Origin of the sequence: Paenibacillus amylolyticus, from assembly GCF_036894225.1 — a bacterium.
GTDB classification, from domain to species: domain Bacteria; phylum Bacillota; class Bacilli; order Paenibacillales; family Paenibacillaceae; genus Paenibacillus; species Paenibacillus amylolyticus.
In genome coordinates this window covers 620,974-633,453 of record NZ_CP145892.1, presented here as the reverse complement: position 1 = coordinate 633,453, position 12,480 = coordinate 620,974, and the positions used below count along the sequence as shown (strand labels likewise).

Below are 12,480 nucleotides of genomic sequence, written 5' to 3'. Positions count from 1 at the left end.
CAGTTGGGGGTAAAATATTGTCCTCTCTTAACCTGCAACCAGAAGGGGTGTTCCGATGTCCAAATACTACAGTATACGCACCAAATTGATTGCCTTTATGCTCATTGCTACCACACTTCCACTGCTCGCATCGATCAGCATGACGTTTATCCAGACCAAGACAGCCCTGCGGGAACAGGCTGTGGAAGAGAACAAACGCCTGATCTACCAAGCGTCCACCAATCTCAACAACTATGTGGATAACGTGGCCAGAGCGTCGCTCGCTGTGTATAACGACCCAAACTTTCTGCGTAACTTGGCAAAAATTCCTGGTGATTATCGTGCGGTGGCCGAAGTGTACACCACTTTGCAGACAATACGCGCGGCTGTGCCGGATGTATTCCAGCTGTATTTGCACTCTTTTGCCGCTAATCAATCCACCTTGATTACGAACCCCTTTCCGAAGCGGGAGGAACGCAAACAGGCCTATTCCGGCTCGCTTCATGGAAAAACAGGCGGTGACAGCCCGGATATCTGGGTGGAATCGGCACACATGAGTCACACATACGGATTCAAGGCTGCCTCCCCCGATGACCCTGCCAGAACGGTCATTACCCTGCATCGGGTGATCAAGGATATTCCGTCCACCGAGCGTCTGGGTGTACTCGCCATTGATCTGAATATGAATACCATTGCAGCAATCTGTGGCAGGCTGTATGATCCGGCTAAGGAACAGATCTATGTGGTGGATGGTCAGAATCAGATCATTTACCAAGGACGTTCCGAGGTCAATCATACGGATGCACTACGAGCGGAAACGGCTAGTGAACTGAATATCGCGCGATCTGGCGCAGGTACAGCCCAGAATGTTGCAGGGCATTTTGAACAGGATCGTTCCATGTATGTATACCAGCAACTTGGCAGCACATACGCCGATTGGACCATCGTCAAACAGATCCCGAATGAGACGTTATATGCCAGAGCCACCACACTTACGTGGAATAACGCGATGATTGCCATTGCGGCACTTGCATTGGTCATTGTTGCAACCTTGTTCATCTCCATCCGAATCACCGGTCCGCTCAAGCAACTCATGCGGTATATGAACCAGATTCAAGCCGGGCGCCTGCATGTGGATATCCATCTATCCAGTCGCGATGAATTCGGGGTGCTCGCTCGTCATTTCCGGGATATGATGGATACGGTAAATAATCTTATTTTGCGGGAATATCGACTCGAGATCGCCAATAAGACAAATCAACTCAAAGCGTTGCAAGCGCAGATTCATCCGCATTTTCTGTATAACACACTGCAATCGATCGGTACACTCGCCCTTCAACAGCAAGGACAACGGGCGTATATACTACTCTCTAGCCTTTCCAAAATGCTGCGCTATAGCATGCGGGATCAGACCTGCGTGACCTTACGCGAAGAGGCGGAGCATGCCCGGTTATATCTGGAACTGCAGCAGGAGCGGTTTGGTGACCGCCTTGAGGTGGATTTGGATTTTGCCGAAGATACCCTATCTGTCGAAATGCCAAGAATGACGTTACAACCTTTAATTGAGAACTATTTCAAACATGGAGCAGATATTCAGCCTGGCAAAGGTCACATATCCCTGTCCAGCCGCCGGATCAACGATCATTGGATTGAAATAGAACTGAATAATAATGGCCCATCCATACCTGAAGATAAATTACTGGAGATCCGCGGATGGCTGCATCAAAGTCATACAACAACCGGGTTATCCACACAAGAATCCGACGAGTCTGAATCCATCGGTCTACGAAATGTAATACGCCGACTTCAATTGAACTCACATCCCGGTCACTCAGCCAGGCTTGAGATCAGCAATCGGGAACCCAATGGTGTGAAGATCACGGTTAAACTATACGCGGGAGAGTGAACAACATGAAGGCACTGCTTGTAGATGATGAAAAACATGTCCGCGATGCCATAAGGTTGCTTGGTCATTGGGAAGAGTTTGGCATTGATACATTACTTGAAGCAGCAGACGGGGATGAAGCCATCGCCGCCATCACGGCACATCAACCTCAAATCATACTCAGTGACATGCGTATGCCGGGCAAGGACGGTATGGCATTGCTTGAATGGATATCGGCTCATGCCCCACACAGCAAGGTGCTGGTTATCAGCGGATATGATGATTTTGAACTTGTGAGGCATGCAATCAGACATGGTGGCATGGACTACCTCCTGAAACCTGTGGAAGCAGATGAGCTGAATGCATCTCTATTAAAGGCCGTTACAGCTTGGGAAGAGGAAGACGCCATTCGGATACAATCCACCAGGCAATCCATTGTTGTTAATCGAATGCGCCCCCACTACCAGGATCGTCTGCTCACCGAACTTGCCGTCGGCAGAGGCAGCAGCCCATCACACATGCAGCGATTGCAGGATGAGTTGAATCTCCCTAGTGTTATCCCTGTCTGTAGTGTCGCTGTCACCAGCCTGTCCCATCTGGATGCAGGTTGTCTGGCAAAATATCGCAGTCAACCGGACCTGCTTGTGTTCTCCGTGCTCAATATCTGTGCCGAGATGTTATCCACACCAGACGAAGGCGTAATGTTTCGGCAGTTGGATCAACCGGACGAGATTGTTCTGCTGCATTGGGGTCCATCCACATCATTGGAACATATTCTGGACAAGGTCAATCAGGGATTGGAGCAGACGATTCAGCGCCGGCTTCATTTTGGCATCTCCATCTGTGAGTCTTATCCTTGCGGAATCTCAGCGGCCTATCTGGAAGCAAGTTCAAGGCTGTGGCGACGTAATGCTGTGCAAATTAAACAGCGAATCCATGCCTCAGTGGAATCATCAAATGGAAATAAAACCAGGCGTTTAACCGCCCATGAAGAACCCCTGCGTATGGCAGCCATGAGTTGCCGGGCTTCCAGTGTATCTGCTGCGGTCGCCGAGTGGCTTGACCCGATTACTGATCTTGCGGTTGTCAGTGCTGAGCAGATTCAGCAATGGATCGAGGAGCTGGAATGGATGCTGAGCCGCTGGCTTGATGATACGGCAGGTTCGTCATTCCATGAGGAAGAAGTGACGGAGGAACAGTCTATTCCCTTTGCCGAGTTACCTTTGGACGCTGAAGGACTGTTATCTTTCCCCCTGCTTCGTTCATTGTTGGAACAACGACTGCTTGCCGCAGGAAAGGCGCTCACCGCTCACCACCACGCCAATCCTGATCCCATGAGTGAGATTGCACGTTATATGGACGCCCATTATCAGGAGGACCTGTCCTTACAGCAGATTGCCGCGCGTTTCTATCTGAGCCGGGAGTATATTTCCCGTAAATTCAAACAGCATTTTGGTCTGAACTGGTCGGAATATCTGGGCAAACTGCGGATCAACAACGCCAAGCTGTTACTGCAAAATCCTTCCCTTCGAGTCGTCAAAATCTCTGAGATGGTTGGATTTCAGGACGAAAAGTATTTCAGCAAAGTGTTCAAAAAAATGGAGGGCATCACGCCAGCGGAATATCGTAAAACATTATTGGAGGCTGGAACGTAGGAGCTTCAACTCAAAAAGGACCCCCAACGGAGTCCTTTTTTGCTGTTTATTTTGGAACACGAAAATTAGCCTATATCATGACGATTTGTTGGCTCTTTCTTTTCTAAGATAGGATACGATCCGAAAGATTGCAGCTACAGCTATACCCAAGTAGAGATAATAAACTTTATTTCCCGTTGTATGAGCTGCTATGGGAAAAAAGACTACGATGAATGGTACCAGTGCAATATCCAGGTAGAACATGATCTTCCGGTAAGTAAGGATACTCATAACCCCCTTTTATTTACCAAAAATGGTTTTATTAATTGTAATATATCATAACATAGATACACCCTAGTACGCTCACCGATCCCGCAAAATCACCGCAGGTACAAGTCGAATGTAGATTAGCTCCCCTGCAAGCTCCACCATCGTCTGTGTAACAATAACAGCCGCAGCAATAGTTGCCCATTCTGGCGGGAGTGCCAGCGCCAGCGGCAAAACAACCAACGAATTCCGTGTGGCTGAACTGAAAATCAACGCCCGCCCTGCACCTGGATTCAATCGAAATCCATTGGCAATGATCCGAGATATCCAAGGCATAATGATCAGAAAAGCAATGTAGATCGGGATCACGTTTACGATAATCGCCATATCATTGTAGACTTTGCCAATCTGGGAAGCGACAACCACGATCAGCGCAAGTGCCATCATCGGAACCGGGAGCCATGCCGTCCCATTCATGACCCGCTCCCCGCTCACTTTACCTCTGGAGAAAACTTGGGTAACAACAGCGAGCAGCAGTGGAATAACGATCAGGAACAGAAAAGCCTCTACAAACGGCCCTACCTGCATGATCTGCGCTACCTCAGTACCCATCAATAGCCATAAATAAAACGGCAACAGGATCATTTGTATAACAAATAAAAGAGGTGTTGCGGCGAGCATCAGTTTCTCATTGCCCCTGCCGAGTTGTGTGAACACAATGACGTAATCAATACAGGGTGTTAACAGTACCAGATAGACTCCGATCAGAACGCCTGGTGATTGCGGAAAGACAAGTGTGAGCAACCATACAACTACGGGTACAACGATAAAATTAGCCACTAGTAGCGCCCCCATAAATCGAAGATTCGACCAGGACTCTTTTAACTGTAAAAAGGGAATCTGTACAAACATGCTATATAACAGAACGGCAAGAACCGGGGACACGGTGTAGTGTAAAACATTCCCCCATACCGGATTACTCAACCCTATCGCCGCTCCTACGAACAGTGCAACTACATAGAACCAAGTTTGCTGTTGCTCCATCGTTTCTCTTGTGAGCATTCTCTTCCTCCTCTTCCAGTGGGACATCGTGGGCATGGACATATTTCTGCTTCGTTTCGCGTACATTGGGACAGAGTGCCGTTCCAACATAAGCGGCAGAGCACAAGGATCTGAAGGATCAACTTGTGAATTTTTTGCGGCTGTTATTAGAATGTGCAAGAACTGGGTATATTCATTGTAGACTGACCCGTGGTTCATTCATTCGTTAAACCAAGGAGGAAACACAATGTCACGTAACAATCCGTACAAGTGGTTAAACGCCATTGGTTTTATCGCTGTAATTATCGTGAACTACCTCTCCAACGCTCTGCCGATCGGGGGCAAGACCAATAAAGAAGTATCGGATATGTATCCTGTGCTACTCACACCTTCTGGCTATGCCTTCTCTATATGGGGTTTGATCTACCTGCTATTAGCAGGGTTTGTGATCTATCAGTTCGTGCCCGCTTCTTGGAAAAGGGATTCGATTACCCGTCTCGGGTATTGGTTCCTGGCAAGCTGCGCTTTCAACGTAGCCTGGATTTTTGCTTTTCAAAACTTGCAGACCGGTCTCGCCTTACTGATTATTGTACTGCTTCTGTTGTGCCTGATCATGCTGTATGTAAAAACACGTACCATTACGGTTCCAACCACTGCTGAGATCTGGCTTGTGAAGCTGCCATTCAGCATCTATCTTGGATGGATTAGCGTGGCAACGATTGTCAATGCAGCTGTACTGTTATATAAAATTGGCTGGGATGGTTTTGGTATCAGCGAACCAACCTGGACGATCATTATGCTGATTGTCGGTATGGTGCTGGCTGTCCTCGTTAGTTTCCGTTATCGCGATAGCATATACCCACTTGTATTCACATGGGCGTATATCGCCATTGCACTTAAACAAAAGGATGTCACTTCCGTATATTATACGGCAATCATCATTGCGATCGTACTGGCCATCTATGCGGTATGGCTGTTCTTCGCCCGGAATCAAGATCGCGATTGAGTAGTTTACTTCAAATATAACGCTTAAATATAACGAAAACACGTAACGCAAACAGCCGATTCTGGTCTTCGACCTGAAATCGGCTGTTTATGTATAAAAGAACGAATAAGGTTGTCCTATTTCAGGGCAATAACTTCAATCTCCACCAGTGCATCTTTTGGTAAACGAGCAACTTCCACTGCACTGCGTGCAGGATAAGGCTGTTCGAAGAACGTGCTATACACTTCATTCACAGGAACGAAGTCGTTCATGTCCTTCAGGAACACCGTCGTTTTCACGATTTTATCCATACTTGTACCTGCTGCTTCAAGGATAGCCTTCACATTGCTCAAAGACAGACGTGTCTGCTCCTGTACATCTGCGCCGAACTCTCCCGTTTGAGGATTCAGACCAAGCTGTCCGGAAGTGTAGATGAAATCGCCTGCATCAACGGCTTGACTGTATGGACCAATGGCGCCTGGCGCATGATCGGTAGAGATTGGTTTTTTCATGGACGAGTTCTCCTTTGTGTTCGTTATCCTGCTGCCGCATGGAGTCAGGGTTCGAACTCATTTTTGTTGCCTATTATACCACGATCTACCTCAAGCGAGAAACGCTCCTCACTAGCCACATGAAGTAAACAGCTCGTTCAAAGGTTTCTTAGCCCCCGTCCACACCAAGGACATGAATGACTTCATTTGAATACACATGGTTTCCCTTGGTTTGCACCAGCGCAATATTGGTCATGGCCTGTGCAATAGTTGCGGCGTGGACCGCCCGGTATTTGTCCGCTCTGCCTTTCATCCAGCGATCCAGAAACTTCATGGCATAGGCAGCCATCTGCTCACCAAACCGCTTCTCGTTTCGATCTCCCAGAATTAGGGAAGGGCGGAAGATATGCAATGACGGAAAACCGATATCGGACAATGCATCCTCCATTTCCCCTTTGGTCCGACTGTAAAAGACCCGGGAACCTGCACTCGCTCCCATGGAGGAGATCACCAGCATCTGTACTACACCATGTTGCTTCGCAATCGTAGCTGCACGAACCGGGTACTGATAATCCACCTGACGGAAATTGTCCTGACTGCCTGCTTTTTTGATCGTTGTCCCCAAACAACAGTACAGGTCATCGATTCCATCGAATAAGTGGTCTTGCCTCTCCAGCTGTTCCCAGTCCACTACATGCTGTTCCAATTTGGGATGTTGCAGCTCAAGCGGACGTCTAACCAGAACGCGAACCAAGCTGTATGCCGGGTGCTCCAGCAGATTCTGAACCAGTAATTCGCCTACAAGCCCGGTGGCTCCAATCACCATGGCTTTCCGTTCGAGACGATTCAAATACATCCCTCCACTTCGCCATCTTTTTTGAAGTCATACCAGATACATATGATCAATCTAAACATTTACAAAGTTGTTCTGTCATCGAAGTGCCCGTATAAATATTCAATATCTATTTTAACAGTACACGACGTCCAAGGGTAAATGTCAGAATCAGCATCAAGACACCAACCCCCACCTGAAATCCATAGGCTGAGATCCAGGCGAGCGCATTGGACCAGGTTTCCATCTTTTCATACAACCAGCCACCCAACAACGGCCCAAGAAACGAAGTGACTCCGGTCAGAGCCGAATACACCGCGACAAACATCGGTCTTTCACTTTTGGGTGTGTCTCCAATCGTAAAGTTAAATGCCAGCTGGTTAAATCCACCTACACCGATCCCAAGGAAGATATGAGATAGAAATAGTGCGATCAATACGGGCATGAACGACATTAAACCCCACGATAAACAGGAGAGTGCAATGACTGGCAATGTCCAAAATAGGAGGGTTTTGTTGCTGAATCTGGCATTCAGATTGCCCCAAACATAGAAACCGGCCATCATAACCAGCGTCTGGACTACCGTGATCAGGGATACCGTCTGATAATTGATGTTCAATAAATCGAGCATAACATAGGAATAAAGCGGAACAATCAAGGTCTGGATCAATAACCATGAAGCCAGGAACAGCGTTGCTTTCAAGAAAGAACGATCCTGGAACGGCTTGATGAACATGCGCCAGAAAACCTTTTCGGTAGAACGTTCAAAGGGAACGTCCGGATAGAAGAAATAGATGACTGTATTGGCAATAGCACAGATCCACACCGGAATAAACAGGATCAGAAAGCCCATTTCTCCCGGGTAACGGTCCAAAACAATACCGCCTGCAAATAAGCATACGCTTCCAAGAGCATTCAGAATCGTATTTCGAATTCCAAAATAACGCCCTCTCACCTTAGCAGGTACGATATCGCCAATTAGTGAAGTCCAGATCATACCGCCGATGGTATTTGATATAAAAGCAACCGTATACACGCCAATATATACGCTTACCCACCACTCTTTGGGGAATATGAACGGGATCAGTCCCGTTGCACTCCACAAGATGCGATGTGTGCCCACAAATAACAGAAGCATGCGTTTACGGCTGCGAATACGCTGCATCCAGTAAGCTGCTCCGATCTGGGCAATGTTCACAAACGTGGTAATCGCGAGCACAAAGCCGATATGTCTCGACCCGGCCCCAAGGTACAGCAGAAATCCGGTTAAAAATGGGCCTCCCAGCAAGGTCTGTAAAATAATTGCCGGTACACCCTCCCATGTTGCAATCGATAAATTCGTGCGTTGTGTCGAACCCTTGCGCCGTGGTTTGCTTGCTAACGGGGGAGGGTTAACGTTGACCGTCTTCTGTATGGGGATACACTCCTTAGACCGGGTCTCAAAAGCCGGTCGATGCTAGTTGTCATCCCAAATTCTACTCACGGCGCGAAGGTTGTCAACTCATTTTTTCACGGTCCAACGGGAGATAGAGATAGAAGGTGCTTCCTTTACCTTCAGTGCTCTCAAGTTCAATCGATCCCCCCAGTAATCTCGCTAAATCCCGACTGATTGACAGGCCTAGTCCGGTACCGCCAAATTTTCGACTAATCGACCCGTCAGCCTGTTGAAATGCTTCAAATATGGAATGATGCTTGTCCTCCGAAATACCAATGCCTGTATCCTGAACGGAGAAAATAAGCCATCTATTCTGAATACCTGCATTCTTAATCTGCTTGGTGCTTACGGTCAGCGTGACCTTCCCCCGGTGAGTGAACTTGATGGCATTGGACATCAGATTCCGCAATATCTGTTGAACCCGCTGGGGATCAGACCAGAGCGTCTCGGGCAGTCCCGGTTTTTTGTCCAGAACCAACTGAATACCTTTTTTCTCGGCAACAAGCTGAAAGTGGCTCATGGCATCTTCTGTAAGTTGTGCGACACTGATATCCTCCAGTACAATATCCAGCCGCCCCGCTTCTACTTTGGAAAGATCCAGAATATCGTTAATGAGCGTAAGCAGTTCCTGCCCGGAGTGGTCGATCATATTGGCAAAACGTATAATATCCTCCTGATCCATCGTGTCGGCATTCTCGCTGATCATCTGGGCAAAGTTAATGACACTGTTCAGTGGTGTACGCAGTTCATGGGACATATTGGCGAGAAATTCGGATTTGTACTGTGAGGCAATCATCAATTGTTTCGCTCGATCCTCCAGTACAATCTGGGCTTTCTGTAACTCTTCCTTTTGCACAGATAAAAGCCGGTTTGTACTCTGGATCAGCAAAATACGATTCTGTTCATTCTGAAAATCACGTAAAATAAATGCAAAAATAAGGCTCAGCAAAATGCCTGTAGGGAGTGTATAAGGCATAATATGTGAAAAGAAGTATGTAGCCGGGATCACACCAACGATAGCAATGTTTACACTATTGACCACATTGACGATAACTGTAACAAGGATTCCTTTAATAATCAGCCTGTAGTTGCTGCGTCTCATCCATATATTCAGACCTGCACATATCACGCCCAAAATAGACATGTTAAGTACTGCCGCCAATGTAGCATCCGTGATGCCAAAAGTCAGCCTCGACAGCCCAATTCCAATACCCACGATGATTACGCTATAGGGTTGTCTATACGTTAGAACGGCTACAATTAAAGGAACATAACGAAGGTCAAAGACCACTTCATCGGTGAGTTGAAACCCAAAAACCGTACTGATCCAACCTGCAAAAATAAGGACAAGCACGGAACTGATCTGCTTCACTCGGGAAGAAGTACGTATTACGACATATTTATAGAACACACTAGCAAGATATGCAATGGTAATAAGCATCCCCATATTCAATACGAACATTTTTGAAAATTGCATTCACTCACTCCTGTTGTACCGACTTTACTGGCCAAATTGCCTTCGTCCGTATGTGTCTCTATCATATCATGCCCATTGAAACTTCCGCATTCCTTCTTCGTCAAAAAAATACACAAAAATACACAAATCAGGATTCAATTTGTGTGCTGGCCGTAGTAGAATATATTGTTGTTTAAATTTGAATTAGTTATTTGCTGGGGTCATGTTCCTCTGGAGCATGAATGAAAGGAGAAAAAATGTTGTGCAATTGTTAAAAAGCAAATCCTATTGGCTGTCATTGAGTTTAATGCTGTCTTTGGCCGTCATGGGGCTCTTCTATGATATTCTTAATAGTCCAGAACGCGGGTTCGTAGTGCTTGATTCGCCGCTTGACCGGATCATTCCTTACGTGCCTGGCATGTCCATTCCATATTTGGGCTGGTACCCGTTTGTATTCGGTGTGCTCGCTTACCTGTGTGCCAAGGATCGCCTGACGTATTACCGCGTCTTGTTATCCATGAATATCTGTGTCTGGATATGTTATCTGATCTACTTCAACTTTCAGACCATGGTACCGCGCCCGGAACTGACGGGTACAGGCCTGGGAGCATCTGTTCTCGGATGGCTCTATAGCCAGGATCGTCCTTATAATTGTTTTCCAAGTATTCATTCTCTTCACTCTTATCTGGTTATGCGTGCTGTTCTCTCGGTTCCAAGCATCCGCAAACCCATCAAGATTTTGGTGGCCGCCGGGGCAGCAACCATTATAGTATCCACGCTAATGATCAAACAACATGTGATCTATGACGCCTTGGGTGCAGTCATACTCGGCGAATGTGTTCTCACCATCATAACAGGCCTCGCTCTTCACCGGAGACGCAGAAAAGAATCGAAGTGGACAGAGGGAATCAGCTGATCCCTCACTTCGATGGTTTCTGAAGATGCTGTTGTCGTCTCCATTCATCAATAAACAAACCTGCAAAATAGGGGTCCCATTGGGTCCCTTTTCCTTCTTCCAAAATCGTTAACGCTTTCTCGTGACTCATCCCATTCCGATAGGGTCGATCAGACGTCATGGCATCAAAGGCATCCGCTACCGCAATGATGCGGCCAAAGAGGGGAATATCATCACCAGCCATACCATCCGGGTATCCTTTGCCATCATATCTCTCATGGTGAGATCGTACACCAGGCAGAAAGTCAGCCATGGCATCAATGGGTTCTATCTGGAGCAGAATGCTCTCTCCCTGCACGGGATGTGTACGAATAATCGCGAATTCCTCATCGCTTAGTTTTCCATCCTTCAGCAGCACCTCATCAGGTATGCCGATTTTCCCGATATCATGAAGCAGGGCTGATTTGTACAATAAATCCGCCTGTTCCTCACTCATTCCGCTCAGCTTACCAATCATCAGCGAATACTCTGCCACACGCATGGAATGTCCTGCCGTGTACTTATCTCGGGCGTCTAAAGCAGCAGCCAGCGTAGAAAAATAACTTTGCAACAACTGTCGATTGCGTTCCTGTCTCATCTCCAGCCGATTAATCATCATATTAAAACCGGAGATCAGTGCCGAAAACTCATCCGCATATAGATCCGGAGCTCGTCTGCCAAGATCTCCCCCCTGAATTCGGTTCATCTCATGCGTCAGTTCAGCAACTGGATCACGAACATCACGAATCAACAGCCAGCTTCCCACCAGGGCAAACCCCGCGCCCAGAACAACGATGAGAATTCCCCACAGTATGTACTCTTTCGCAAATTCACTGTCCATATACTGAAGTCGGATATATGTAGCCAGGAAAAATAGAAATAGAGGAAATAAGCCAATCAGTGCCGTACTTAACTGAAATTTACGCTGGATCGATACCAGGATGCGCCCTCCCAGTGAAGGTTCCATCCCGTATTGGACTTTGCCTCGATGTCGAATCTCAAGTAACAGGGGTCTAATCGCCCGTACCGTTAAGTAATACTCAATCAGCGCATGCATGATGGCAATCAGAAAGGCACACGCAGCGGCCACGACAGTATAGAAGTAAGGAAATTCAAGCCACCCTGTGGATATCATCCATAATGTTAATCCGGCTGCCGGAAGTGAGAAACCAAGCATGTGCGGACCCATGATCCGATATATGGTCTGTCCCGGGAAACGATGAATTTTCTCATACATGTGGTTCAATTCGTCTCTCTCGTGGTGCTCGGAAGTGAAAAATTGTCTTATGGGGCCAAGCTGTATCCACAGCGTAATTAATTCTGCAACCAGCATGAACAAGAGTGAAATCAGTACAATGAAGATGAGCCGAACAAATTGAATATTGGGTATTTGCAGAGTAGATACCATAACTACTGTGCCGACAACAAAAACAGCTGCCAGTGAACCGATCAGATAATTGCGTATCAGGCGAAAGATAAATGAACGGTATGCTTCCAACTGAACCCCTCACTCTCTATGTGCAACCAGTTCTCCCTTGAGA

General features: G+C 47.1%; 11 protein-coding genes. 4 read left to right on the top strand and 7 right to left on the bottom strand.

Features of this window, described 5'->3' with window-relative positions; translation table 11 throughout:
• Nucleotides 1-55 precede the first annotated feature (55 nt).
• Together V6668_RS02955 and V6668_RS02950 are read left to right on the top strand one after the other, a co-directional pair.
• Nucleotides 56-1,885 carry a cache domain-containing sensor histidine kinase gene (locus V6668_RS02955; RefSeq protein ID WP_036672091.1) on the top strand — a complete coding sequence of 610 codons (1,830 nt, stop codon included), beginning with the start codon at nucleotides 56-58 and terminating at the stop codon, nucleotides 1,883-1,885.
• 5 nt (nucleotides 1,886-1,890) lie between these two features.
• The gene (locus V6668_RS02950) at nucleotides 1,891-3,519 is read left to right on the top strand and encodes a response regulator (RefSeq protein ID WP_036672093.1); all 1,629 of its coding nucleotides are present in this window, start codon (nucleotides 1,891-1,893) and stop codon (nucleotides 3,517-3,519) included.
• 75 nt (nucleotides 3,520-3,594) lie between these two features.
• Here the strand turns inward: V6668_RS02950 and V6668_RS02945 are convergent, their stop codons facing one another.
• The gene (locus tag V6668_RS02945; RefSeq protein ID WP_036672096.1) at nucleotides 3,595-3,789 is read right to left on the bottom strand and encodes a hypothetical protein; all 195 of its coding nucleotides are present in this window, start codon (nucleotides 3,787-3,789) and stop codon (nucleotides 3,595-3,597) included.
• 72 nt (nucleotides 3,790-3,861) lie between these two features.
• The gene (locus tag V6668_RS02940; protein ID WP_338707674.1) at nucleotides 3,862-4,827 is read right to left on the bottom strand and encodes an arsenic resistance protein; all 966 of its coding nucleotides are present in this window, start codon (nucleotides 4,825-4,827) and stop codon (nucleotides 3,862-3,864) included.
• A 226-nt stretch (nucleotides 4,828-5,053) separates the two neighbouring features.
• On the opposite strand from V6668_RS02940, the gene V6668_RS02935 reads away from it, so the two are divergent.
• The gene (locus V6668_RS02935; RefSeq protein WP_017690869.1) at nucleotides 5,054-5,812 is read left to right on the top strand and encodes a tryptophan-rich sensory protein; all 759 of its coding nucleotides are present in this window, start codon (nucleotides 5,054-5,056) and stop codon (nucleotides 5,810-5,812) included.
• Between the two features lie 116 nt (nucleotides 5,813-5,928).
• Here V6668_RS02935 and V6668_RS02930 read toward each other — a convergent pair whose 3' ends face one another.
• The 4 genes from V6668_RS02930 to V6668_RS02915 all read right to left on the bottom strand — a co-directional run bounded on the left by V6668_RS02930 (nucleotide 5,929) and on the right by V6668_RS02915 (nucleotide 10,026).
• Nucleotides 5,929-6,303, bottom strand: coding sequence for a RidA family protein (locus V6668_RS02930; RefSeq protein WP_127551150.1), 375 nt, complete (start codon nucleotides 6,301-6,303; stop codon nucleotides 5,929-5,931).
• Between the two features lie 148 nt (nucleotides 6,304-6,451).
• Nucleotides 6,452-7,138, bottom strand: coding sequence for an oxidoreductase (locus V6668_RS02925; protein WP_338707673.1), 687 nt, complete (start codon nucleotides 7,136-7,138; stop codon nucleotides 6,452-6,454).
• Nucleotides 7,139-7,244: 106 nt separating this feature from the next.
• Nucleotides 7,245-8,402 (bottom strand): MFS transporter, encoded by a 1,158-nt coding sequence (locus V6668_RS02920; RefSeq protein WP_338707672.1) that lies wholly within the window; start codon nucleotides 8,400-8,402, stop codon nucleotides 7,245-7,247.
• A 208-nt stretch (nucleotides 8,403-8,610) separates the two neighbouring features.
• Nucleotides 8,611-10,026, bottom strand: coding sequence for a sensor histidine kinase (locus V6668_RS02915; protein WP_338707671.1), 1,416 nt, complete (start codon nucleotides 10,024-10,026; stop codon nucleotides 8,611-8,613).
• 241 nt (nucleotides 10,027-10,267) lie between these two features.
• On the opposite strand from V6668_RS02915, the gene V6668_RS02910 reads away from it, so the two are divergent.
• Nucleotides 10,268-10,921 (top strand): phosphatase PAP2 family protein, encoded by a 654-nt coding sequence (locus V6668_RS02910; protein WP_036607365.1) that lies wholly within the window; start codon nucleotides 10,268-10,270, stop codon nucleotides 10,919-10,921.
• Between the two features lie 4 nt (nucleotides 10,922-10,925).
• Here V6668_RS02910 and V6668_RS02905 read toward each other — a convergent pair whose 3' ends face one another.
• Nucleotides 10,926-12,437, bottom strand: coding sequence for an HD domain-containing phosphohydrolase (locus V6668_RS02905; protein ID WP_338707670.1), 1,512 nt, complete (start codon nucleotides 12,435-12,437; stop codon nucleotides 10,926-10,928).
• Nucleotides 12,438-12,480 lie beyond the last annotated feature (43 nt).